Here is a 22,585-nt window from a genome sequence, read left to right as displayed (position 1 = left end):
GCCGGAAAGATCACAGTTTGAATCACCGGCGGGAACCAACTGGCGCGGCGGAAGTTCTTCCTCCTGCCATCCCACCAATTTCAGGAGAAACATCCATGGCTGACGAAAAGAGCACCGGCAAACGCACGCTCGGCGTCGTTGAAGGTCGCGACAGCACTTCGGAGGAAGCCCGCGCCGCCGCCGCGGAAGCGACGGTCAACGAACAGATCGAAGTGCTGAAGGCGGAAATCAGCCGGCTGAAGGAATCCGCGGGCCTCATCGCCGAAGGCACGGGGCAGCTGGCGGTCGCCAAGGCGGAATCGCTGCGCGAGGAACTGCGCCAGACCGTCCAGGCCAATCCGCTCGCCACCCTCGCCGGCGCCGCCTTCATCGGCTACCTCTTCGGCCTGCGCCATCGCTGACGCTCGTCCTGAAGGGAAAGCCGATCGAAAAGAGGAAAAAGGCCCGGCGTTGCCGGGCTCAGACCGCTGACAAAGCCCGCCCAACTTCCTCTCCGTCATGGTCGGGCCTTACCCGTCCGTCCATAAGCCTTTGAAAAGCGTGGATCCTCGGGTCAAGCCCGAGGATGACAGAGTGATTGGAGCGGCGTTCGCCATCAAACTAAAGCCCGGCATCGCCGGGCTTTGTCTTTACGCTCAGAACCAGCCCTGGCGGCGCGGCGGCTCGTTTGCGAGAGAGCCGAGCAGGTAGCCGATGACGACACCGGCAAGACCGGCCGTCAGCACCACGGTCGAAAGGGCCGCCGGATGTTCCCGCGCGGCCTGGGCCACGGCTGCGCCTTCGTTCCGCACATATCTCGTTGCCGAGCGGACGGCGGGACGGGCAGCCTCCACCGCATTGCCGGCGCGGTCGCGGATCGTCTCGTAGGCTTCCGCCCCCTTGTCGCCGATGTCCTTCTGGAGCTGGGCGATCTCTGCGCGGAGAGCGGAAATCTGGGATTGAACGTCAGTGCTTGCCATTGCGGTCTCCTTGTCAGCAATCAACACCGAACGATTGGCGCGCAGCTTGGTTCCAAGCCGGCGGCAGAATTGCCCGTCAGCCCGCCTGGCGGCGGCCGTCGCGCCGGATCTGGGAGGGGGTGTCGCCGAAGGCGGCGCGGAAACGGCGGGTGAAGTGCGACAGGCTCTCGAAACCGGTCTCGAGCGCGATCTCGATCAGCGGCTTGTTGGTGCGCATCACCATGTTGAGCGCCGCGGCCATGCGGATCTTCATGTAGATCGCGCTCGGCGAAGCCCCCATGTCGCTCTCGAACAGGCGTTCCAGCTGGCGGCGGGAGACGCCGGTCATCGTGGCGATGCTGTCGATGGAGAGCAGGTCTTCGGTGTGCTGCTCCATCATCATGATGGCGAGGTGCACGCGGCGGTCACGCGCCTCCAGGCCGAGCGGATTGCGCGGCTGGAGGTCGGTCGCGTCGCGCCGGTGGCGGATCTGGAGGATCTCCAGGGCATTGCGTTCGGCCGCCTCGCCGACATGGTGGCGCACGAGCGTCGCCGCCAGGTCCGCGACGCTGCTGCCGCCGGCGCAGGTGGCGACCTTGCCGTCGAAGCGGAAGATCTGTTCGGACGTCGCCTCTATATCGGGGAAGCGCGCGCGGAACTCCCGGTGGTGCAGCCAGCTCACGCAGGCCATATGGCCGGACAGCAGGCCGGCTTCGGCGAGAATGAAGCTGCCGGTGCAAAGGCCGATCAGCCCGACGCCGGCATTGGCCGCCTTGCGCAGATACGCCATCGCATAGCTGTCGATCGGCTCTTCGACGGTCAGCAGCCCGCCGACGACGGCGATGTAGTCGAAACAGGAGGGATCGGCGAAGGGCGCGGTCGGCGCGACCTGGATGCCGCTCGACGACGAGATGAAATTGCGCGTGCTGCTCAGGACGTCCCAGTCGCAGTTGACGCGCCGGGACCGGTCCTCGCTGTCGCTGGCAAGCCGCAATGTATCCACGAACAGGGCGAAGGCGGAAAGGGTAAAACCCTTCGAGAGGATGAAGCCGACACGCAGCGCCTTCGGCGCCGCGGCGCTCATCACCTTCGATGTCCGAACATCCACCGCCATCAGGCCTCCCGAGCCGTTCCGCCGCGCAGTATCGTCGCAGGCAAGGACCATTGGCAAGACCCATATCAGATTTCGCCGGTCCCCTCCATTCCCTGCCCGACGTTTATGTATTCATTAAGGCCGGGCCGGGGCGCGAGGGCATAGGAGGCCGACATATCAATACGTCGCCCGCCCGCCCGACAGGTCGAAGACGGCCGCGGTGGTGAAGCTGTTTTCCTTCGAGACGAGCCAGGCAACCATGGCCGCAGCCTCCTCGACCTCCAGGAAACGGCCGCGCGGGATGCGCGAGCGCATGTACTCGATGAATTCCGGCGTGAGTTGCTCGAGAATGCGCGTCTCGGCCGTCGCGGGCGTGATGCAGTTGACGGCGATGTCGTAGCCGGCCAGCTCCTTGCCGAGCGACTTGGTGAGCCCGATCACGCCGGCCTTGGAAGCCGAATAGGCGGCCGCGTTGGGATTGCCCTCCTTGCCCGCGATGGAGGCGATGTTGACGATACGGCCGTAGCCGCGCGCCTTCATGCCCGGCACGACCGCGCGGCAGACGTGGAAGGTGCCGTGAAGGTTCACGTCGACGATCTTCTTCCACATGGCCACGTCGTAGGCGTCGAGCGGGGCGGCTGGCCCGGCAATGCCGGCGGAATTGACGACGATTGAGACGGCCCCGCGCTCCCCCTCCGCCGCCTTCAGCGCGGCCTCGACGGCGGCATGGTCGGTCACGTCGACCACGACGCTGCTGCTGTTGCCGCCAAGGGCCGCCGCGGCCTCGCGCACGAGCGGCCCGTCCATGTCCCAGAGCGTGACGGCCGCGCCCGAGGCGACCATGCGTTTCGCCATGGCATAGCCGAGCCCCTGGCCCCCGCCGGTCACCACGGCATGCTGTCCTGAAAGATCGATCCGGTTCATGCGACGCGTCCTTTAAATGAAGAGCCTATTCCTTCACGGCGCCCGTCATGGACGAGACGTAATAGTCGACGAAGAAGGAATAGAGGATGACGACCGGCAGCGAGCCGAAGAGCGCGCCGGCCATCAGCGACCCCCATTCGAAGACGTCGCCGCGTACGAGCTCCGTCAGCACGCCGACCGGCACCGTCTTGTTCTCCGACGACTGGATGAAGGTGAGCGCGTAGATGAACTCGTTCCACGACAGCGTGAAGGCGAAGATGCCGGCCGAGATGAGGCCGGGCACCGCAAGGGGCAGGATGATCTTGACGAGGATCTGCCATCGCGAAGCGCCGTCCACCAGCGCGCTTTCTTCGAGCTCGAAGGGGATCGAGCGGAAATAGCCCATCAGCAGCCAGGTGCAGAAGGGGATGAGAAAGGTCGGATAGGTGAAGATCAGCGCCAGGCGGGAATCGTACATCCCCAGCTTGAAGACGATGAAGGCGAGCGGGATGAAGAGGATCGACGGCGGCACGAGATAGGCAAGGAAGATCAGGAGCCCGACCGACCGCGAGCCGGTGAAGCGGATGCGCTCTATCGCATAGGCGCCGAAGACGGAGGCTGCGAGCGACAGGACGGTCGAGCACACGGCGACCAGCATCGTGTTCCACAGCCAGCCCGGATAGGAGGTCTCGAAGAGCAGGTACTTGATGTGGTCGAGCGTCGGCCCCACCACCCAGAACGGGCTGTAGTTGTTGTAGTCGGTGAGCTGCGCGTTCGGCTTCACCGCCGTGATCGCCATCCAGTAGAACGGGAAGAGCAGCACGAAGACGAAGACGGCCATCGGCAGGTAGAGGACGACGATGCGCCGCGGCAGGCGGTTGAGATAGCTCATGCCCTCCTGGTTGTCGGTGAGGACGTCGGCGGCCGGGACTTTGCTGGTCGTGGTCATGGTCTGTCTCCGAAGGTCAATCCTGCCCGCCCTGCTGCCATTTGCGGCGTTGCAGGCCGAAGAAGCTGAACATGATGGCCGCGAGCAGGAAGGGCACCATGGCGACGGCGATCGCCGCGCCTTCGCCGAGCTGCCCGCCCGGGATGCCGCGCTGGAAGGAAAGCGTCGCCATGAGGTGGGTCGCGTTGACCGGGCCGCCCTTCGTCAGCACGTAGATGAGCTGGAAGTCTGTGAAGGTGAAGAGCACGGAAAAGGTCATGACGACGGCGATGATCGGCGTCAGCATGGGCAGCGTCACATAGCGGAAGCGCTGCCAGCTCGTGGCGCCGTCGAGGGACGCGGCCTCCTGCAGCGAGGCGGGAATGGTCTGGAGACCGGCGAGCAGCGAGATCGCGACGAAGGGGATGCCGCGCCAGACATTGGCGGCGATGACGGAGACGCGGGCGTTCTGCGGGTCGCCCAGGAAGTTGATCGGCCCGTCGATGAGGCCGAGCTTCATCAGCGACCAGGAAAGGATCGAGAACTGGCTGTCGTATATCCACCAGAAGGCGAGCGCCGAAAGCACCGTCGGCACCACCCATGGCAGGAGCACGATGGCACGGAAGAAGGACTTGCACGGCAGGTTCTCGTTGAGCAGCAGGGCCAGCCAGAGGCCGAGCGCGAACTTCAGCACCGATGCCACGAAGGTATAGAGCAGCGTGTTGAAGACCGAGAGCCAGAACACCTTGTCGCGCGCCAGGAACTCGTAGTTCTCGATGCCGATGAAGATGCCGTCGCGGCCGATCCGCGTATCGGTGAAGCCGAGCCAGACGCCGAGGCCCAGCGGATAGGTGAGGAAGCAGACGAGGAAGACCGCGGCCGGCAACATGAAGAGGAAGCCGAGCAGGTTGGGGTTCTGCATGATCGACGCCATGGCGGATGGCGGCTTGGCGGACGGCGCGACGGACATGGACTTCTCCCGCTGGACCCTGTTCTGGAGGCCCCGGCGGCATATGGCCGCCGGGGTTTCGAGGCGAGGCGCCCCGCTCAGACCCGATAGTAGCGATTGGCGCGACGCTCGGCCTCGGCCGCGGCGTCCTCCGGCGACATCTGCCCCGTCACGGCGGCGGCGAACATGTCGACGAGCACGTAGTCTGCCATGACGCCGGCCGAGGCGTAGCCCAGCGGGCCGGCATAGCCGTTCGGCCGCAGCGTCTCCGAGGCGCGCGCATAGGGCGCGTGGATCGGATCGGCCGCCCAGACCGGGTTGTCGGCGAATGCCTTGAGCGGCTGGCAGCAATAGGCGCTGGCGCCGGTGATCCAGGCGTTCATCTGGTCGGCTTCCATCATGAACTTGATATAGGCCTTGGCCGCTTCGGGATACTTCGTGTGGCTGAACAGCAGGAGCGAGCTCGTCTGGTGCAGCTCGACGCTCTCGCCGACCGGCCCGATCGGGAAGTTCGTCGTGCGCATGTCGGCCGCGATCTCGGCGAGGGCCGGGTCCTTCTTCGCGGCATAGTAGGCCGAAACGCCGTTGGCGATCAGCGATACCTGGCCGGCGAGGAAGGCGCGGTTGTTGTTGATGTCCTGCCAGCTCTCGGTGCCCGGAATGAAGGTCTCGTAGAGCGCCTTGGCATAGTTGATCGCCTTGATCGTCTCCGGGCTGTTGATGGCGACGACCCCTTGCTCGTCGACCATCTTCCCGCCATGGCTCCACAGCAGCCAGTGGGCGTAGTTGTTGCCGTCGCCGACAGCCTTGCCGTGCGGGAAGCCGGCGGGCGTTCCCTTGGCCTTCAGCGCCTTGCAGAGCTCCAGGAAGCCGTCGGTGTCCTTCGGGAACTCCTTGAAACCCGCCGCCTCCATGTGGCTCTGGCGATAGACGACGGCATTGCCGATGGCCGTCAGCGGCATGGCGATGAACTTGTCGTCGCGCATCGCGTAGCCCTTCATGCCGTCATACCAGCCGCCGTACTTGCCGCCGAGGTAGTTGGCAAGCTCGGTCAGGTCGACGAGCTTGTCCGGATACTGGTGGGCGTCGTCGAACCAGCACATGACCATGTCCGGGCCGGAGCCGACATTCGCGGCGACGGCGGCCTTCGGGCGGATGTCTTCCCAGCTCTCCTTGTCGATGCGCACCTCCACGCCGGTCGCCTCGGTGAACTTCTTGGTGTTGGCAAGCCAGGCGTCCTCGTCACCCTGCACGAAGGGCGTCCAGCGCAGCAGGCGCAGGCTCGCGCCCTCCTCCGGCGTATAGGTCGGCTCGGCGGCCTGCGCGAAAGCCGGACGGATCCCTAGCCCGGCCAGACCGGCCGCAGCGGCGGATGCTGCAAGAAAATCGCGTCTTCTCAACGTCATTTCCACTCCTCCTTGGGTGCGGGTCCTGGTCGTTCCGCATCCGCCGGTCCCGCTGCGGTGGATGCCACGCGTCGGTGCCCGGCCCGAGCCGGGAACCATTTGCCGCCGACGCCTTCGGCCCCTCCTCCCGATGGCGTCCGCGGTATTCAGCCGAAGAGCCGCATGCCGGTCTCCGCGTCGAAGAGGTGTATGTGCTCCGCATCTATCGAGATGCGGATCGTCTCGCCCGGCGCGACATGCACCCGTTCGCGGAAGACGCAGGTGACGTCCGCGCCGCCGAGCTTGACGATCAGCTGCGTCTCGTAGCCGGTGGGCTCGATCACGACGACCTCCGCCGGGATGCCGGCCGCGTCGAGCGCGATGTGTTCGGGCCGCAGTCCGTAGACGAGTTCCCTGCCCTTCGCGGCGGCGGCAGGACGCGCAACCGGCAGGTGCGTGCCGTCGGGCGCGACGAAGGCGTGGGGATCGTCCTGGGCGAGCCGCCCCTTGATCATGTTCATCGCCGGCGAGCCGATGAAGCCGGCGACGAAGAGGTTCGCCGGATTGTCGTAGAGGTCGAGCGGCGCGCCGATCTGCTCGACGATGCCGTCATGCATGACGACGATCTTGTCGGCCATGGTCATGGCCTCGATCTGGTCGTGCGTCACATAGACGGTCGTCGTCTGCAGGCGCTGGTGCAGTTCCTTGATCTCGGCGCGCATGGCCACGCGCAGTTTCGCATCGAGGTTGGAGAGCGGCTCGTCGAACAGGAAGACCTGCGGGTCGCGCACGATGGCGCGGCCCATGGCGACGCGCTGGCGCTGGCCGCCCGAAAGCTGGCGCGGATAGCGGTCGAGCAGTGTCGTAAGGCCGAGGATGCCGGCCGCCTTCGACACGCGGCTGTCGATCTCGGATTTCGGGCTCTTCGCCAGCATCAGCGAGAAGGCCATGTTGTCGGCGACCGTCATGTGCGGATAGAGCGCGTAGTTCTGGAAGACCATGGCGATGTCGCGCTGCTTCGGCGGCAGCGCGTTGACCACCCGCTCGCCGATGCGGATCTCGCCGGCGGTGATGTTTTCCAGTCCCGCCAGCATGCGAAGCAGCGTGGACTTGCCGCAGCCGGAAGGGCCGACCAGGATGACGAACTCGCCGTCCTCGATCTCGATGTCGACGCCCTTGATGACCGGAAAGGCGCCGAAGGATTTCCTCACATCGACAAAGTCAACGCCTGCCATATACGCTCCTCCCAAAGCTTCTCTTCTTTCGGCCGGTGCGGGCAGGCCCTCCTCGAAGCCTGAAACCTGCCCGTGCCGTGTTCGCCTGCCTGTGCTACCCCCGCCCGACAAGCGGCATCTTCGTCGCCATCACCGTCATGGTGAGCACATTCGCCTCCAGCGGCAGGCTCGCCATGTAGACCACCGCGTCGGCGACATGCTTGACCGGGATCGTCGGTTCGCTCGCCACCTCGCCGTTCGCCTGCAGCACGCCCGCGCTCATCTTCGCGGTCATGTCGGTCGCCGCGTTGCCGATGTCGATCTGGCCGCAGGCGATGTCATACTTGCGCCCGTCGAGCGCGGTGGACTTGGTAAGCCCGGTGATCGCGTGCTTCGTCGCCGTGTAGGGCGCCGAGTTCGGCCGCGGGGTCGAGGCCGAGATCGAGCCGTTGTTGATGATGCGCCCGCCGCGCGGCGTCTGGTCCTTCATCAGCCTGAAGGCCTGCTGCGTGCAGAGGAACGCGCCCGTCAGGTTCGCGGCGAGGATGCCGCTCCATTGCTCGAAGCTGACATCCTCCAACGGGATCGGCGGCACGTTCGACCCGGCATTGTTGACCAGCACGTCGAGGCGGCCGAAGTCGCGCCTCACCTTATCGAACAGGGCTTCGACCTGCGCCGGATCGCCGATATCGCAGGAAACCGCCTTGACGGCATTGCCGGTTTCGCCGGCAATGGCCGCCGCCGCCGTCTCCAGCACCTCGGCGCGGCGGCCGGTGATCACGACCGCATAGCCCTCGGCGCTCAGCGCCCGGGCGATGCCGAGGCCGACGCCCGTGCCGCCGCCCGTCACCAGCGCGATCCTGCCCTTGCCGGTTTTTCCCCAGTCCGTCATCTCAGATCCTTCCTCCGAGTTCGTCCTCGATATGGATGCGAATGATCTCGTCGAAGTTCGTCTCCGCCCTGAACCCGAGCTCGCTCGCCCGCCGCGCATCGAAATCGGTGGCCCAGCCGGAGACGATCCTGCGGATCACCGGATCGGGCTCACGCCGGATAAGCGCCACCGCCTTCGGCCCGGCAATGCGTCCGAGCGCCTCGATCTCCTCGCCGACGAGCGCCGAAAGCCCCGGCATGGTGAGGTTGCGCCGCGGGCCGATGCGGGACGTATCCATGCGCGCGGCATGCACGAAGAAGCCCACGGCCGACCTCGGGCTTGCGAACCAGTGGCGCACGCTCTCGTCCACCGGCAGCACGGCCTCCTGCCCGGCAAGCGGCTCGCGCAGGATGTTGGAGAAGAAGCCGGACGCCGCCTTGTTGGGCTTGCCGGGGCGGATGCAGATGGTCGGAAGCCGTATGCCGATGCCGTCGAAGAACCCCTTGCGCGTGTAGTCGGCGAGGAGCAGCTCGCAGATGGCCTTCTGCGTGCCGTAGCTCGTCAGCGGCGTCGTGAAGAAATCGTCGCCGATCCTTTCCGGGAACGGCTCGCCGAAAACGGCGATCGACGAGGCGAAGATGACGCGCGGCGCATAGGGCGCGCGCGCGCCCTCGTGGCGGATCGCCTCGAACAGGTTGCGCGTGCCGTCGAGATTGACCCTGTATCCGAGGTCGAAATCCGCCTCCGCCTCGCCGGAGACGATGGCGGCGAGATGGAAGATGACGTCCGGACGCTTCGCCACGAGTTCCTCGGCCACCCCTTGCGCGGAGAGGTCGAGGGACAGCGCCGCGGCAATCGGTGAAAGCGCGTCCGGAACCGGCGGGGCGACCACGTCGACCAGCGTCAACGCCTCGACATCGTAGCCGAGCGCGCCGGGACTCGCAGCGATCTTCTCCACCAGCTTGCGGCCGATCATGCCGGCCGCCCCGATCACCATCACATGCATGGGCAGCGAACCTCCTCCGTCCTGCCATCCCGGCCGGGCCGGGCTCCTCCTCGCGTCACGCCGTCCCGGCCGCCCTTTCGCGGCCTTCGGACAAAAGCGCCTTCGTCGTCTCGTAGATGCGCAGCAGATGGGCGCGGAAGGCCTCCACCACCCCTGCCCGGTCGCGGCGGCGAAGCGCCTCGACGATGCGGACGTGATCGCGATAGCTCGCCGCGATCGCGCCCGGCCGCGACATCGCCGAACGGCGGAAATCCATCATGTAGGTGTAGAGGTCGGTCACGAAATCGGCGAGCAGCGGGTTGCCGCAAGCCCTGTAGATCGCAACGTGGAACTCGCGGTCGCAGATCAGGAAGCGCATGGCGTCTTCACCGCCGATCCGGTGCGCTTCCAGGAGATCGTCCAGCTTTGCAAGGGTATCCTCGTCGATCCGCTCGGCCGCGTCGCCCACCACGCTGAGCTCGATCAGGAGCCGCGCCGCATGGACGGATTCGAGATCGTAGCTGTCGATGGCGCTCGAAGAGGCGATGGTCACCGTCAGGTGGCTGAGATCGACGTCGTTCACCCGCGTCCGGCTGCCCTGCGCCACTTCGAGGATGCCGCGGGCGGCAAGCTGCTGGACCGCCCCGCGGACCGTCTCGCGGCTCACATGCATGACGTTCGCAAGCTCGCGCTCGCCCGGCAGCTCGTCCCCGGGTCTCAGCATGTTCGTGGCGATCAGCACCATGATCTTTTCGGCGATGAGGTCGCGCGCGGTGCGCCGGTCGAGCGACTTGCCCACCTTCGGCATCTCGGTCAGCACCGGACGTTCGTCCATCGCCACATCCGCCCCCCACTGATCTACTGGTTGGTCCACCAGATCAGTTGCGAGCAAAGCCGCAAAGCCGGGCCGCGTCAAGGCAACTTCGTCGCCGCGCCGCATCAAAACGCCTCCCCGGGATTGTGCGGCGCAACGTCCTCTCCAGCGGCGGCGCGAGCGCGCCGCAGCCAGCCGAGACCGTCGGGCGTGCCGCCCGCGGGACGGTATTCGCAGCCGACCCAGCCCTCGTAGCCGAGCGCGTCGAGCGCGGCGAAGATGCGGAAGTCGTCGAGCTCGCCGGTGCCGGGCTCGTGCCGCTCCGGCACGGAAGCGATCTGGACATGACCGATGACCGGCATCGCCGCCGCAAGGCCCTTGAGCACGTCGCCGTGCAGGATCTGCCGATGGTAGATGTCGAACTGAAACTTCAGGTACGGATGGCCGAGTCTGTCGACAAACTCGGCCGCGCGGCCGAAATCGTCGAGGAAATAGCCCGGCATGTCGCGCCGGTTGATAGGCTCTATCAGGAGCGTTCGGCCTGCCTTGCCCGCCGCGTCGGCGGCAAAGCGCAAGGCATCGAGATAGGCCGAGACGGCCGCCGGATCGGAAGGCGAGGCAAGGCCCGCCATCATATGCAGGTTCGGCGCGTCGAGCACCCGCGCGTAGTCGAGCGCCATCCCGACCGACTGCCGGAACTCGGAGGCGCGTTCCGGCAGGGCCGCAAGCCCCCGCTCGCCCCTCGCCCAGTCGCCGGGCGGCAGATTGAAGAGCACCTGGCGCAGCCCCGCGCCGCGCAGGGCTTCGGCAACCGCCTCGGGCGGGTAGTCGTAGGGAAACAGGAATTCGACGGCCTCGAAGCCGGCATCCGCCGCCGCCTGGAAGCGATCGAGAAACGGCACTTCGCCGAACATCATGGAAAGGTTGGCGGCAAAGCGCGGCATCTTCAGCCCTCCTCCGCCCCGCCGTCCATGCCCGGCAGCGTGAGGCCGGAAATGCCGGCCAGCAGCCGGGCGACGGAGGAATCGTCGTCGCGCCCCATGCCCGCCGCCTCCGTCATGATGAAAAGCTGCAGGGCGGCGCTCGTCACCGGCAACGGAAATTTCTGCCGGCGCCCAAGATCCGAGACGATGCCGAGGTCCTTGGTGAAGATCGAGACCGCGCTCATCGGGCTATAGTCGCCGGCCAGCACATGCGGGATGCGGTTCTCGAACATCCAGCTGTTGCCGGCCGACCTGGTGATGACATCGAAAACGCGGGAAATGTCGAGGCCGAGGCTCCTGGCGAAGGTGATCGCCTCGCAGGCGACCGCAATATGCACGCCCGCCAGAAGCTGGTTGACGATCTTGAAGGAGGAGCCGATGCCGGCGGCGTCGCCGAGCCGATAGACGGTCTCGGCCATGGCATCCAGCGCCGGCTCCGCCGCCGCGAAGGCCTCGGGCGGGCCGGAGCCCATGACCGTCAGCCGGCCGGCCTCCGCCTTCGCCGCGCCCCCGCTGATCGGCGCATCGAGATAGAGAAGGCCCGCCTCGCCCGCGCGTCTTGCGAAATCCTGCGCCTCCTGCGGCGCCATTGTCGGGGAAGCGATGATGACGGCATTCGGCTTCAGCACCGCCGCGGCACCGTCCGCGCCGAACAGCACGCTTTCCACCTGCGCCGCATTGACGACGACGAGAACGAGGATTTCGGCCTCCCGCGCCGCATCGGCAACGCTTGCCGCGCTCCTGCCGCCGGCCTTCGCCAGCGCGGCGAGCGCATCGGCGTCGATATCGTAGCCGGAGACGGAAAAGCCGCCGCGCAGGAGGGAGCGGGCCATGCCGAGGCCCATTGCGCCAAGGCCGATCACGGCGACCGATTTCGCTCTGGCCATCCCCGTCCTCCCCCTCCGCCGTTCTTATGACAGCGCTAACATGGAGGAAGTCAAACACATTGACGGAAATGGCGCAAGCGAAATATGTTAGCGCTGTCATCCGGCCTGTGTCCCGTTCCAGCCGCCCTGAAAGACCGCGCATGCCACCGATCAAACCCACGCTGACCGATGTCGCCCGCCTTGCCGGCGTGAGCGAGATCACCGTCTCCCGGGTCGTCCGGGGCAAGGGGCCGATCGCCGAAGAGACGCGCATACGGGTGCGCCGCGCGATCGAGACGCTCGGCTACGTGCCGAACCGGGCGGCCGGCACGCTCGCCTCCTCCGCCTCGCTTTTCATCGGCGTCATCCTGCCCTCCATGCACAACATCGTCTTTCCGGAGGTGCTGCGCGGCATTTACGAAGGGCTGGCCGGCAGCGCCTACCAGCCGCTCCTCGGCGTCAGCGAATACAACCGGGAGAAGGAGCAGGAGATCCTCTCCTCCCTGCTCGCCTGGCAGCCGATGGCGCTCATCACCGCCGGTTCGGACCATACGGACGTCACGCGCCGGCTGCTCATGGAAAGCGGCGTGCGCGTCGCCGAGCTGATGGACACGGACGGCGATCCCGTCGACCTCGTCGTCGGATTTTCCCACCGGCAGGCAGGCTATGACAGCGGGAAATATCTGGTCTCCCGCGGCTATCGCCGTTTCGGCTATGTCGGCCACGACTGGGTCGCGGACCGGCGCGCCCGGTTCCGCTATGAGGGACTCGTCGCGGCGCTTGCCGATGCGGGCCTGTCGCTTGCCGCCGAGGTGCACGTGGACGGCCCGAGCTCGGCGAGGGCCGGAACGGAGATGCTGGCGAAGCTGCTCGCGCAGGCCGCCGATATCGACGTCGCCGTCTTCGTCAACGACGACATGGCGGTGGGCGGCTATTTCCATTGCCTTGCGGCCGGCATCGCCGTGAAGGAAGAGCTCGCGCTCTTCGGCTTCAACGGGCTCGACATCGGCCAGGCGATCCCCATGCCGCTGTCGACCGTCCGTTCCAACCGCTTCGAGATCGGCCGCATCGCCGCCGAGCGCATCATCGCCGAGCCGAAGCGGCCGGCCGAACCCGAGGTCGTGGATACGGGATACGAAATCATCGAGGGCGCGACCGCCTGAACGACGCGAGGAGGACGAAATGTTCATAGGCGCCATTGCCGACGACCTGACGGGGGCGACCGACCTCTGCCTCATGCTGGCGCGCGGCGGCATGCGCGTGGTGCAGGTGATCGGCGTGCCGGATGCCGCCTTCGATTTCGCCGCGGCGGATGCGCTCGTCGTCGCGCTCAAGTCGCGCACGATTCCCAGGGCGGAAGCCGTCGACCTGTCGCTCGCGGCAGCCCGCCGGCTCATCGACGCGGGGGCACGGCAGCTCTTCTTCAAATATTGCTCGACCTTCGATTCGACCGACGACGGCAATATAGGCCCTGTCGCCGAGGCGCTGCTCGGCCTTGCCGGCGCCGCGCTGACGATCGCCTGCCCCGCCTTCCCGGCCAACGGCCGCACGGTCTATCGCGGCCACCTCTTCGTCGGCGACCAGCTGCTCTCCGACAGCTCGATGAAGGACCATCCGCTGACGCCGATGCGCGACGCCAACCTGGTGCGCGTCTTGCAGAAGCAGACGGCGCTGCCGGTCGGACTCGTCGGCTACGGGACGGTGGAGAAGGGCGCCGAAGCAATCCGGGCCGCCTTCGACAAGGCCGCGGGCGAAGGCCTGCGCATGCTGGTCGTCGACGCCGTCACGGACGACCAGCTCAGGACCATCGGAAAGGCTGCGGCGGGCCTGAAGCTCGTCACCGGCGGCTCGGGCGTCGCGATCGGCCTGCCCGCCAATTTCGGCTTCGAGGAAGGAAAGGCAAACGCGCTCCCCTTTCCCGCACCGGCAGGCCGCGCGGCGATCATCGCCGGCTCCTGCTCCGCCGCCACCCGCCGCCAGATCGCGGCGGCGCGGGGCGCCGGCGTTCCCGCCCTGAAGATCGACCCGCAAGACATCGCCGACGGTCGGATGACGGCGGAAGCGGCGGCGCGCTGGGCCGTCGAGAGCGGCCACGCGACGCCCCTCGTCTATTCGAGCAACGATCCGGCGGAGGTCGCCAGGGCCCAGTCCGCCCTCGGCCGTAAGCGGGCGGGCGAACTGGTCGAGCATCTTCTGGCGGGCGTCGCGGTGAGACTCAGGGCCGCCGGCTTCCGCCGCTTCGTCGTCGCCGGCGGCGAGACCTCCGGCGCGGTGGTGAATGCGCTCGGCCCGGCAGCGCTCGCGATCGGACCGGAAATCGATCCCGGCGTGCCCTGGACCGTCAGCCTCGGCAGCGAGCCGCCGCTGGCGCTGGCCTTGAAATCCGGCAATTTCGGCACGGACGATTTCTTCCTCAAGGCATGGGAGCTGCTGCAATGACCGCCATTCTCTCCGAGGAAACCAGGACGCGCGACGCGATCGCGGCGGTCGGCAAGTCGCTCTTCGAGCGCGGCCTCACCTTCGGCTCGACCGGCAATATCAGCGTGCGGCTTTCGACCGGCGAGACGTTGATGACGCCGACCAACGCCTCGCTCGGCGCGCTCGATCCGGCGCGGCTCTCGCGCTTTTCGGCGGAAGGCGTGCATACGGGCGGCGACAAGCCGACCAAGGAGGCCTTCCTGCACCAATGCATGTATTGCAGGCGGCCGCAGAGCGCCGCGGTCGTGCACCTGCATTCCACCCATTGCGTCGCCGTCAGCATCCTTGCCGACGTCGATCCGGAGGATGTCCTGCCGCCGCTCACCGCCTATTACGTCATGCGGGTCGGCAGGCTGCCGCTGGTGCCCTATTTCCCGCCCGGCGACACGGCGCTGGCGCAGGCCGTTGCGGCAAGGGCCGAGAAGAGCCACGCCGTGCTTCTCGCCAACCACGGCCCGGTCGTCGCCGGCAGGACGCTGGCGGACGCGCAATACGCGATCGAGGAACTGGAGGAGACGGCCAAGCTCTTCCTCCTGCTGCGCGGCTCCGCCCTCCGGCCGCTGACCGCGGAACAGAGGACGGCCATCGAAAGCAAGCACGCCTGACGGCGTCGGCCAAGCCGTCTTCAAACGCTTGTGGCCTTCATCGCACGTTGGCGGTGCGGACCTCTTACCGAAACAAGGTGCGGACGAGGCTGGATTGCCGTGTGCCGCTGCGTTAAGTCATTGTTCGCCGCGGCACGATTTGCACAACGCCTGGAGCTGAAAGTATGAGCCGACAGACAGATGTGATCCTCGATCTCTGCCGCACCCTCCCGCCGACGCGCACCGCGATCGTGCACCCGGTCAAGCCGAACGTCATCGAGGCCGCCGAGGAGGCGGCGCGGGAAAGGCTGATCGTGCCGGTGCTCGTCGGGCCGGCGGCGCGGATAACGGCGGCGGCGAAGGAAGCGTCGGTCGACATTGCCGGCTGGGAGATCGTCGATACGGAGCACAGCCACGCCGCGGCGGCCAAGGCGGCGGAACTGGCGGCGAGCCACCATGTGGGCGCCATCATGAAGGGATCGCTGCACACGGACGAACTGCTCGGCGCGATCGTGAGGGCCGATTCGGGCCTGCGGACGGAGCGGAGGATCTCGCACTGCTACCTGATGAGCATCGGCAGCTACCCGAAACCTTTCATCATTACCGACGCGGCCGTCAATATCCTGCCGGAACTGCTCGTCAAGGCGGACATCGTGCAGAACGCGGTCGATCTCTGGCGGGTCGTCTTCGGTGACGAACGGCCTGCCAAGGTCGCCGTTCTCGCCGCCGTCGAGACCGTCAATCCCAAGATGCAGGCAACCCTCGACGCGGCGGCGCTCTGCAAGATGGCCGACCGCAGGCAGATCACCGATTGCCTGATCGACGGGCCGCTCGCCTTCGACAACGCCATCAACGTGGAAGCGGCGCGCGAGAAAGGCATCGTCTCGCAGGTCGCGGGCGATGCCGACATCCTCGTCGTCCCCGACATCGAGGCCGGCAACATGCTGGCCAAGCAGCTGACCTTCCTTGGCGGCGCGGAAGCCGCCGGCATCGTGCTCGGCGCCCGCGTGCCCGTCATCCTGACGAGCCGCGCCGACAACGAGCGCGCACGCCTGCTCTCCGCGGCGCTCGCCGTCCTCCTGGCCGACGCGCGCGCAAAGGGCCGCCTCAAATGATCGACGTTCTGCTCGTCCTCAACACCGGCTCGTCCAGCCTGAAATTCGAGGTGTTCGGCTACGACCGGCTCGACAAGCTCGCCAAGGGCAAGGTCACCGGCATCGGCACGGAGGCCCGCCTCAGCGCGACGATCGAGGAGACCGGCGCCACCATCGACCGCCCGCTCTCCGCCCATGACCATGATACGGCCATGGGCGCCGTCATCGACCTGATCGACCGTTTCGACGACGGCTGGCGCACGGTCGCGACGGTGCACCGCATCGTGCACGGCGGGGTCGACTTCGTCGAACCCGTCTTCGTCACGCCGGCAATCCTCATCAAGCTCCAGGCGCTGATACCGCTGGCTCCGCTTCACCAGCCCTACAACCTTGCAGGCATCGCCGCCTCGGACAGGCTGGCCGACGCGCCGGACATCGCGTGTTTCGACACCGCGTTCCATGCCGGGCACGATCCGCTCTTCCAGGCCATCCCCGTGGAGAAGGCGCTGCGCGACAAGGGCATCCGGCGGTACGGTTTCCACGGCATTTCCTACGAGTGGATCTCCCGCGTGCTTGCGCAGGAGCATCCGGACCTCGCGGAAGGCAGGGTGGTCGTCGGCCATCTCGGCAACGGCGCAAGCCTCTGCGCGATGTCGAACGGCAGGAGCGTCGACACGACGATGGGCATGACGGCGCTCGACGGCCTGCCCATGGGCAGCCGCACCGGCGCGATCGATCCCGGCGTCGTCACCTACATGCTGCGCGACCTCGGCCTCAGCGTCGGCGAGGTCGAACGGACGCTCTACGAGCAATCCGGCCTCAAGGGGCTCTCCGGCCTCAGCAATGACGTGAAGACCCTCATCGAGAGCAGCGATCCGCGCGCCGCGTTCGCCCTCGACTACTTCGCGCTCAAGGTCGCGCAACACGCCGCGATGATGGCGGTCTCCATGGGCGGCCTCGACGGGTTCGTCTTCACCGCCGGCATCGGCGAGAACGCCCCGCCGGTGCGCGACGCCATCCTGGCGCGGCTTTCCTTCCTGCAGCCGTTCCGCACCCTCGTCATCCCCACCAACGAGGAGCGCATGATGGCGATCCACGGCAAGGCGCTCGTCGAGAGGCGCGCGCGGGAAACCTGACCGCCGAACGGCGCGCGCCCTAGCGTGATGCGCGCCACTTCCATTCGCGGATCTCGGGCATGTCCTCGCCGTGCTCGCGGACGAATGCATGATGCGCGTCGAGCTTCCGGTTCAGCGCCGAGACGAGGGCCGCGGCCCTTTCCCCGAGCGCCGGCAGCCTCTCGATCGCCGCGATGGCGAGGTGATAGCGGTCGAGTCCGTTCATCACCGCCATATCGAACGGCGTGGTCGTCGTTCCCTCCTCCATGAAGCCGTGAACGTGGAAATTCGGATGATTGGTCCGCTTGTAGACCAGGCGGTGGATGATGGCGGGATAGCCGTGGAAGGCGAAGATCACCGGGCGGTCGCGGGTGAATATCCGGTCGAAGGCCTCGTCCGAGATGCCATGCGGATGGTGTTGCGGCGATTGCAGCGTCATCAGGTCCACCACGTTGACGACGCGGATGCGCAGGTGCGGTAGCGCCTCGCGCAGAAGGTCGACAGCGGCGAGCGCTTCCATGGTCGGCACGTCGCCGGCGCAGGCCATCACCACATCGGGGTCGAATCCCTCCTCCGTGCCCGCCCAGTCCCAGATGCCGAGGCCGGCCTCGCAATGGCGCACCGCCTCCTCCGGCGCCAGCCATTGCGGCGCCGGCTGCTTGCCGGCCACGATGACGTTGATGCGGTTCCACGTCTTCAGGCAATGGTCCCCAACCCAAAGCAGCGTATTTGCGTCCGGCGGAAGATAGACGCGCACGATGTCCGCGCCCTTGTTGGCGACGAGGTCGATGAAGCCCGGATCCTGATGCGAAAAGCCGTTGTGGTCCTGCCGCCACACGTGGGAGGTCAGCAGGTAGTTGAGCGAGGAGATCGGCTTTCGCCAGGCAAGCTCGCGCGCGACCTTCAGCCACTTGGCATGCTGGTTGAACATCGAATCGACGATGTGGATGAAGGCCTCGTAGCAGGAGAAGAAGCCGTGGCGGCCTGTGAGAAGGTAGCCCTCCAGCCAGCCCTGGCAGAGATGCTCGCTCAAGACCTCCATGACGCGGCCTTCCGGGGCGAGGTGGTCGTCCGTCGGCAGCGTTTCGGCCATCCAGACCCGGTCCGTCGCCTCAAAGACGCTGCCGAGCCGGTTCGAGGCCGTCTCGTCCGGCCCGAAGACGCGGAAGTTGCCCTCCGCCGCATTCAGGCGGATCACGTCGCGCAGGTAATCGCCCAGCACCTTCGTCGCCTGTGCCTCGGCGGCGCCCGGCGCTTCCACGGCAACCATATACGCGCCGATGTCCGGCATGCGCAGTTCCTTGCGCAGGAGCCCGCCATTGGCATGCGGATTGGCCCCCATCCGGCGGGCGCCCTCCGGCGCCAATGCCGCCAGTTCCGCCTTGAGGCGGCCGCCCGCATCGAAGAGGTCGTCCGGCTCGTAGCTGCGCATCCACGCTTCCAGGATGTCGCGGTGGGCGGCGTTCGAGCGGCATTCGGAGACGGGCACCTGATGCGAGCGCCAGTGGTTCTCCACCACCTTTCCGTCCACCTCCTTCGGCCCCGTCCAGCCCTTGGGGCTGCGCAGCACGATCATCGGCCAGCGCGGCCGGCGGGCCGGATCGTCCTTCGCCGCGGCGCGGATGGCCGCGATGCGGTCGAAGGCGGCGTCGAACGCGGCTGCCATGTCCCGGTGCATCGCCCGCGGTTCCTTTCCCTCCACGAAGATCGGATCGTAGCCGTAGCCGGCGAAGAGATGGGAAAGCTCCTCGTCCGGCAGGCGTGCGAGCACGGTCGGATTGGCGATCTTGTAGCCGTTGAGGTGCAGGATCGGCAGCACCGTGCCGTCGCGCACGGGACTCAGGAACTTGTTGGAATGCCAGGCGGCGGCGAGCGGGCCGGTCTCCGCCTCGCCGTCGCCCACGACGCAGGCCACCACGAGGTCCGGATTGTCGAAGGCCGCGCCATAGGCATGCACCAGGGCATAGCCGAGCTCGCCGCCCTCGTGGATCGAGCCGGGCGTTTCCGGCGCCGCATGGCTCGGGATGCCGCCGGGAAAGGAGAACTGCCGGAAGAGCTTCTTCATCCCGGCCTCGTCCATGCCGATCTCCGGGTAGATTTCCGTATAGGTGCCCTCCAGGTAGGTATTGGCGACCATGCCGGGTCCGCCATGGCCAGGCCCGCAGATATAGAGGACATTGGCGTCGCGCGCCCTGATGATGCGGTTGAGATGGACATAGATGAAGTTGAGGCCAGGCGTCGTGCCCCAGTGGCCGAGAAGGCGCGGCTTGACGTGCTCGGCCTTCAGAGGCTGCCGGAGCAGCGGGTTGTCCATCAGGTAGATCTGCCCGACGGAAAGATAGTTGGCCGCCCGCCAGTAGCGGTCGATCAGCACAAGTTCCTCGTCGGTGATTGCCCGGTCGTTCGTCATTATCCTCTCCTTCCCGTCATCGGAGGCTTTAACGTACTGTCGTATCCGCCTGCTCCGCTGGGCGCCTTGCCTCCAGTGTAAGCGGTTACCCGGTCGAAAAATTGACCTGCATCAAGGCCGGGCACGGAGTGCAATGTAGGGTGCGGGCCAGTTGGTGGAACAGACGGCCTGCCGCGGCGAAGGAGAACAGCATGAGTGCAGTCGAGAGCACATCCGGCCCTTATCCCTGGCACGCGCAAACGAAGGAGGAAACCTGCGCGGCGCTGGGAACGAGCCTCGACGGGCTCGCCCACGAGGAGGTCGCCCGCCGGCTCGACCGCCATGGGCCGAACCGGTTGCCGGCCGCGGCCCGCACGCATCCGGTTCTGCGGTTCCTCGCGCAGTTCAACAACGCGCTCATCTATTTCCTGCTGTCGGCAGCCCTCGCCGCGATGGTGCTCGGCCATATCGTCGACGGCGTCGTCATCGTCATCGTCGTCGTGGTCAATGCCGTCGTCGGCTTCATCCAGGAGGGCAAGGCGGAGCGCGCGCTCGACGCGATCCGCGACATGATCGCGCCTCACACCGTCGTCGTGCGCGAGGGCGAGCGGCATACCGTCGATGCGCGGGAAATCGTCCCGGGCGACATCGTCGTTCTGGAAGCGGGCGACAAGGTGCCGGCCGACATCCGGCTGCTGCGGGCGCGCGGGCTCACCGCGGACGAGGCGATCCTGACCGGCGAATCCGTGCCCGCCGAAAAGCGCGAGGAGGCCGTTCCCGCCGGCACGGCGCTCGGCGACCGGTTGCCGATCCTCCATTCCGGCACGCTGATCACCACCGGCCAGGGGCACGGCGTCGTGGTGGCGACAGGCAGCCGCACCGAGATCGGCCGGATCGCGAACCTCATCGGCAACGTCCAGACGCTCACCACGCCGCTCCTGCGCCAGATCAACGAATTCGGCCGGCTCTTCACCTGGTTTGCCATCGGCACGGCCGCGGTCCTTTTCGTCTTCGCCATCCTGGCGCGGGGCTACGACTGGCTCGACGCCCTGATGGTGGTCGTCGCGCTCGCCGTGGGCGTCGTGCCGGAAGGCCTGCCGGCCGTCATCACGATCACGCTGGCGATCGGCGTGCGCCGCATGGCGGCGCGCAATGCCGTCGTGCGCCGGCTGCCGGCCGTCGAGACGCTCGGCGCGACCTCGGTGATCTGCTCCGACAAGACGGGCACGCTGACGAAGAACGAGATGACCGTGCGCCATGTGGTCACGGCCGGTGGCGTGAGCGAGCTTGCCGGCTCCGGATACGCGCCGGAAGGCAGGCTCGCGGACGCTGACGGCGGCGCGGCTGTGCCGGACCGGGTTCGCGACACGCTCGTCAAGGCCGCCCTCCTTTGCAACGACGCCCGGCTCGTCGAGCGCGACGGGCAATGGGCGGTGCTGGGCGATCCCATGGAAGGCGCGCTCGTCACGCTGGCGGCGAAGGCCGGGCTTCATCCGGAGACCGAGCGCGAGATCTGGGGCCGGCTGGACGAGATTCCGTTCGACGCCCAGCACCGTTTCATGGCGACGCTGCACGACGACCCGGACGGCACGCGCCGCATCTTCGTCAAGGGCGCACCCGAGCGGGTTCTCGCCATGTGCACGAACCAGGCGGGCGAAAGCGCGCCGGGCCCCATCGACCAGTCCTACTGGCGCGAGCGCATCGACGCGGCGGCGGCCGAGGGCGAGCGCGTGCTCGGCTTCGCGGTGAGGACCGTCGGAACGGATGTCCAAAGGCTGACCTTCGATCTGGTCGAGACGGGCCTTACCTTCCTCGGCATCACCGGCTTCATCGACCCGCCGCGCGAGGAGGCGATTGCGGCCGTAGCCGAGTGCCGCTCGGCCGGCATCGCGGTCAAGATGATCACCGGCGACCACAACGGCACGGCCGTGGCGATCGCCCGCAAGCTCGCCATCGCCGAAGACCCCAAGGCGCTCGAAGGCAGCGCGCTCGACAGCATGGCGGAAGACGAGTTGCGCAGCATCGTCGAGGAGGTCAGCGTCTTCGCCCGCGCCACGCCGGAGCACAAGCTGCGCATCGTACGCGCCCTTCAGGCGAACGGGCACATCGTCGCCATGACCGGCGACGGCGTCAACGACGCGCCGGCGGTCAAGCAGGCGGATGTCGGTGTCGCAATGGGGCGCAAGGGCACGGAGGCGGCCAAGGAGGCCGCGCAGATGGTGCTGCTCGACGACAATTTCGCCTCGATCGTCGCCGCCGTGCACGAGGGCCGCACGGTCTACGACAATATCCGCAAGGTGATCGGCTGGACGCTGCCCACCAATGGCGGCGAGGTGCTTTGCGTGATCCTCGCGATCCTGCTCGGGCTGGCGCTGCCGATGACGCCGGTGCAGATCCTCTGGATCAACCTGATCCTCACCGTCACGCTCGGCCTTGTGCTCGCGTTCGAGCCGTCCGAACCGGACGTCATGCGCCGCCCGCCGCGCCGGCGCGATGCACCGATCCTCTCACGCTTCCTCGTCTGGCGGATCGTCTTCGTCTCCTTCCTCTTCATGCTCGGCGTCTTCGGCATCTTCGAATATGCGCTCTACCGCGGCTACTCGCAGGAGGGAGCCCGCACGATGGTCGTCAACACGCTGGTGGTGATGGAGATCTTCTACCTTTTCAACGTGCGCTACCTGCACCGCACGTCGTTCAGCCTGGTCGGGGCGATGGGCACGCCGGCCGTCCTCGCGGCGATCGCCATCGTCGCCGCCGCGCAGCTCCTCTTCACCTTCGCGCCGCCCATGCACGACCTCTTCGGCAGCGCACCGGTGGCCTTCGCGGACGGACTGCTGATCATCCTGATCGGCGTCGCGGCCATGACGGTCCTCGAACTGGAGAAGGCCCTGATGCGGAAGCTGTCTCCCGGGTGGTTCCCGGCATTCGCCCGCGATGCGGGATATGCCGCCCGGTGAATCCCGATGGCGAGGCTCCTTCCCGGCGGCCTGGTGATG

The 22,585-nt window shown here is 67.1% G+C and carries 20 protein-coding genes; 7 read left to right on the top strand and 13 right to left on the bottom strand.

The features are described 5' to 3' along the window. Positions 1–95 precede the first annotated feature (95 nt). Positions 96–401 (top strand): hypothetical protein, encoded by a 306-nt coding sequence (locus ACIIOY_RS11865; RefSeq protein WP_411034878.1) that lies wholly within the window; start codon positions 96–98, stop codon positions 399–401. A gap of 234 nt (positions 402–635) precedes the next feature. Here ACIIOY_RS11865 and ACIIOY_RS11860 read toward each other — a convergent pair whose 3' ends face one another. The 12 genes from ACIIOY_RS11860 to ltnD form a co-directional block, all read right to left on the bottom strand. Next, on the bottom strand, positions 636–959 hold the full coding sequence (locus ACIIOY_RS11860) for a hypothetical protein (RefSeq protein ID WP_411034877.1): 324 nt from the start codon (positions 957–959) through the stop codon (positions 636–638). A gap of 76 nt (positions 960–1,035) precedes the next feature. Beyond that, positions 1,036–2,052 (bottom strand): GlxA family transcriptional regulator, encoded by a 1,017-nt coding sequence (locus ACIIOY_RS11855; protein WP_411034876.1) that lies wholly within the window; start codon positions 2,050–2,052, stop codon positions 1,036–1,038. Between the two features lie 156 nt (positions 2,053–2,208). Further along, complete coding sequence (locus ACIIOY_RS11850) at positions 2,209–2,955, bottom strand: SDR family NAD(P)-dependent oxidoreductase (protein ID WP_411034875.1); 747 nt, start codon at positions 2,953–2,955, stop codon at positions 2,209–2,211. 25 nt (positions 2,956–2,980) lie between these two features. Further along, positions 2,981–3,883, bottom strand: coding sequence for a carbohydrate ABC transporter permease (locus tag ACIIOY_RS11845; RefSeq protein WP_411034874.1), 903 nt, complete (start codon positions 3,881–3,883; stop codon positions 2,981–2,983). Between the two features lie 16 nt (positions 3,884–3,899). Beyond that, positions 3,900–4,832, bottom strand: coding sequence for a carbohydrate ABC transporter permease (locus ACIIOY_RS11840; RefSeq protein WP_411034873.1), 933 nt, complete (start codon positions 4,830–4,832; stop codon positions 3,900–3,902). A gap of 77 nt (positions 4,833–4,909) precedes the next feature. Then, positions 4,910–6,217, bottom strand: coding sequence for an ABC transporter substrate-binding protein (locus ACIIOY_RS11835; RefSeq protein ID WP_411034872.1), 1,308 nt, complete (start codon positions 6,215–6,217; stop codon positions 4,910–4,912). Between the two features lie 146 nt (positions 6,218–6,363). Further along, complete coding sequence (locus ACIIOY_RS11830) at positions 6,364–7,431, bottom strand: ABC transporter ATP-binding protein (protein ID WP_411034871.1); 1,068 nt, start codon at positions 7,429–7,431, stop codon at positions 6,364–6,366. A gap of 94 nt (positions 7,432–7,525) precedes the next feature. Continuing rightward, the gene (locus ACIIOY_RS11825; RefSeq protein ID WP_411034870.1) at positions 7,526–8,302 is read right to left on the bottom strand and encodes an SDR family oxidoreductase; all 777 of its coding nucleotides are present in this window, start codon (positions 8,300–8,302) and stop codon (positions 7,526–7,528) included. Position 8,303: 1 nt separating this feature from the next. Then, the gene (gene denD, locus ACIIOY_RS11820) at positions 8,304–9,287 is read right to left on the bottom strand and encodes a D-erythronate dehydrogenase (protein ID WP_411034869.1); all 984 of its coding nucleotides are present in this window, start codon (positions 9,285–9,287) and stop codon (positions 8,304–8,306) included. Between the two features lie 55 nt (positions 9,288–9,342). Further along, positions 9,343–10,101, bottom strand: a complete 759-nt coding sequence (locus ACIIOY_RS11815; RefSeq protein WP_411034868.1) for a FadR/GntR family transcriptional regulator — start codon at positions 10,099–10,101, stop codon at positions 9,343–9,345. Between the two features lie 104 nt (positions 10,102–10,205). After that, a complete protein-coding gene (gene otnI / locus ACIIOY_RS11810) occupies positions 10,206–11,024 on the bottom strand; it encodes a 2-oxo-tetronate isomerase (RefSeq protein ID WP_411034867.1) in 819 nt (272 codons plus the stop codon). A gap of 2 nt (positions 11,025–11,026) precedes the next feature. Then, positions 11,027–11,950 (bottom strand): L-threonate dehydrogenase, encoded by a 924-nt coding sequence (ltnD, locus tag ACIIOY_RS11805; protein ID WP_411034866.1) that lies wholly within the window; start codon positions 11,948–11,950, stop codon positions 11,027–11,029. Positions 11,951–12,090: 140 nt separating this feature from the next. Here ltnD and ACIIOY_RS11800 point away from each other — a divergent pair, with 140 nt between their 5' ends. The 5 genes from ACIIOY_RS11800 to ACIIOY_RS11780 all read left to right on the top strand — a co-directional run bounded on the left by ACIIOY_RS11800 (position 12,091) and on the right by ACIIOY_RS11780 (position 17,221). Next, positions 12,091–13,092 carry a LacI family DNA-binding transcriptional regulator gene (locus tag ACIIOY_RS11800; RefSeq protein ID WP_411034865.1) on the top strand — a complete coding sequence of 334 codons (1,002 nt, stop codon included), beginning with the start codon at positions 12,091–12,093 and terminating at the stop codon, positions 13,090–13,092. Between the two features lie 19 nt (positions 13,093–13,111). After that, positions 13,112–14,368, top strand: coding sequence for a 3-oxo-tetronate kinase (gene otnK, locus ACIIOY_RS11795; RefSeq protein WP_411034864.1), 1,257 nt, complete (start codon positions 13,112–13,114; stop codon positions 14,366–14,368). Further along, positions 14,365–15,012, top strand: a complete 648-nt coding sequence (otnC, locus tag ACIIOY_RS11790; RefSeq protein ID WP_411034863.1) for a 3-oxo-tetronate 4-phosphate decarboxylase — start codon at positions 14,365–14,367, stop codon at positions 15,010–15,012. The genes otnK and otnC overlap by 4 nt, the downstream gene beginning before the upstream one ends. Before the next feature lie 164 nt (positions 15,013–15,176). After that, positions 15,177–16,106: a bifunctional enoyl-CoA hydratase/phosphate acetyltransferase gene (locus ACIIOY_RS11785; RefSeq protein ID WP_411034862.1), complete on the top strand. Its 930-nt coding sequence runs from the start codon at positions 15,177–15,179 to the stop codon at positions 16,104–16,106. Then, positions 16,103–17,221, top strand: a complete 1,119-nt coding sequence (locus ACIIOY_RS11780; RefSeq protein ID WP_411034861.1) for an acetate/propionate family kinase — start codon at positions 16,103–16,105, stop codon at positions 17,219–17,221. The genes ACIIOY_RS11785 and ACIIOY_RS11780 overlap by 4 nt, the downstream gene beginning before the upstream one ends. A gap of 19 nt (positions 17,222–17,240) precedes the next feature. On the opposite strand, the gene ACIIOY_RS11775 is transcribed toward ACIIOY_RS11780, so the two are convergent. Continuing rightward, positions 17,241–19,613 (bottom strand): phosphoketolase family protein, encoded by a 2,373-nt coding sequence (locus ACIIOY_RS11775; RefSeq protein ID WP_502226621.1) that lies wholly within the window; start codon positions 19,611–19,613, stop codon positions 17,241–17,243. 188 nt (positions 19,614–19,801) lie between these two features. Between ACIIOY_RS11775 and ACIIOY_RS11770 the strand changes: the two genes are divergently transcribed. Further along, on the top strand, positions 19,802–22,546 hold the full coding sequence (locus tag ACIIOY_RS11770) for an HAD-IC family P-type ATPase (RefSeq protein ID WP_411034859.1): 2,745 nt from the start codon (positions 19,802–19,804) through the stop codon (positions 22,544–22,546). Positions 22,547–22,585: the final 39 nt, after the last annotated feature.

The organism is Shinella agrisoli (genome assembly GCF_046557955.1).
Lineage (GTDB): Bacteria > Pseudomonadota > Alphaproteobacteria > Rhizobiales > Rhizobiaceae > Shinella.
The sequence above is the reverse complement of the archived record's forward strand: the minus strand, read 5'-3'. Positions and strand labels throughout refer to the sequence as shown.

What these genes read in the sequence shown, in the direction of transcription:
- ACIIOY_RS11770 (WP_411034859.1), top strand. Translation starts at nt 19,802, where the DNA reads ATGAGTGCAGTCGAGAGCACATCCGGCCCTTATCCCTGGCACGCGCAA.
- otnC (WP_411034863.1), top strand. Translation starts at nt 14,365, where the DNA reads ATGACCGCCATTCTCTCCGAGGAAACCAGGACGCGCGACGCGATCGCG.
- ACIIOY_RS11845 (WP_411034874.1), bottom strand. Translation starts at nt 3,883, where the DNA reads ATGACCACGACCAGCAAAGTCCCGGCCGCCGACGTCCTCACCGACAAC.
- ACIIOY_RS11840 (WP_411034873.1), bottom strand. Translation starts at nt 4,832, where the DNA reads ATGTCCGTCGCGCCGTCCGCCAAGCCGCCATCCGCCATGGCGTCGATC.
- ACIIOY_RS11825 (WP_411034870.1), bottom strand. Translation starts at nt 8,302, where the DNA reads ATGACGGACTGGGGAAAAACCGGCAAGGGCAGGATCGCGCTGGTGACG.
- ACIIOY_RS11830 (WP_411034871.1), bottom strand. Translation starts at nt 7,431, where the DNA reads ATGGCAGGCGTTGACTTTGTCGATGTGAGGAAATCCTTCGGCGCCTTT.
- ACIIOY_RS11865 (WP_411034878.1), top strand. Translation starts at nt 96, where the DNA reads ATGGCTGACGAAAAGAGCACCGGCAAACGCACGCTCGGCGTCGTTGAA.
- denD (WP_411034869.1), bottom strand. Translation starts at nt 9,287, where the DNA reads ATGCATGTGATGGTGATCGGGGCGGCCGGCATGATCGGCCGCAAGCTG.
- ACIIOY_RS11855 (WP_411034876.1), bottom strand. Translation starts at nt 2,052, where the DNA reads ATGGCGGTGGATGTTCGGACATCGAAGGTGATGAGCGCCGCGGCGCCG.
- ACIIOY_RS11815 (WP_411034868.1), bottom strand. Translation starts at nt 10,101, where the DNA reads ATGGACGAACGTCCGGTGCTGACCGAGATGCCGAAGGTGGGCAAGTCG.
- otnK (WP_411034864.1), top strand. Translation starts at nt 13,112, where the DNA reads ATGTTCATAGGCGCCATTGCCGACGACCTGACGGGGGCGACCGACCTC.
- ACIIOY_RS11785 (WP_411034862.1), top strand. Translation starts at nt 15,177, where the DNA reads ATGAGCCGACAGACAGATGTGATCCTCGATCTCTGCCGCACCCTCCCG.
- ACIIOY_RS11780 (WP_411034861.1), top strand. Translation starts at nt 16,103, where the DNA reads ATGATCGACGTTCTGCTCGTCCTCAACACCGGCTCGTCCAGCCTGAAA.
- otnI (WP_411034867.1), bottom strand. Translation starts at nt 11,024, where the DNA reads ATGCCGCGCTTTGCCGCCAACCTTTCCATGATGTTCGGCGAAGTGCCG.
- ACIIOY_RS11835 (WP_411034872.1), bottom strand. Translation starts at nt 6,217, where the DNA reads ATGACGTTGAGAAGACGCGATTTTCTTGCAGCATCCGCCGCTGCGGCC.
- ltnD (WP_411034866.1), bottom strand. Translation starts at nt 11,950, where the DNA reads ATGGCCAGAGCGAAATCGGTCGCCGTGATCGGCCTTGGCGCAATGGGC.
- ACIIOY_RS11850 (WP_411034875.1), bottom strand. Translation starts at nt 2,955, where the DNA reads ATGAACCGGATCGATCTTTCAGGACAGCATGCCGTGGTGACCGGCGGG.
- ACIIOY_RS11860 (WP_411034877.1), bottom strand. Translation starts at nt 959, where the DNA reads ATGGCAAGCACTGACGTTCAATCCCAGATTTCCGCTCTCCGCGCAGAG.
- ACIIOY_RS11800 (WP_411034865.1), top strand. Translation starts at nt 12,091, where the DNA reads ATGCCACCGATCAAACCCACGCTGACCGATGTCGCCCGCCTTGCCGGC.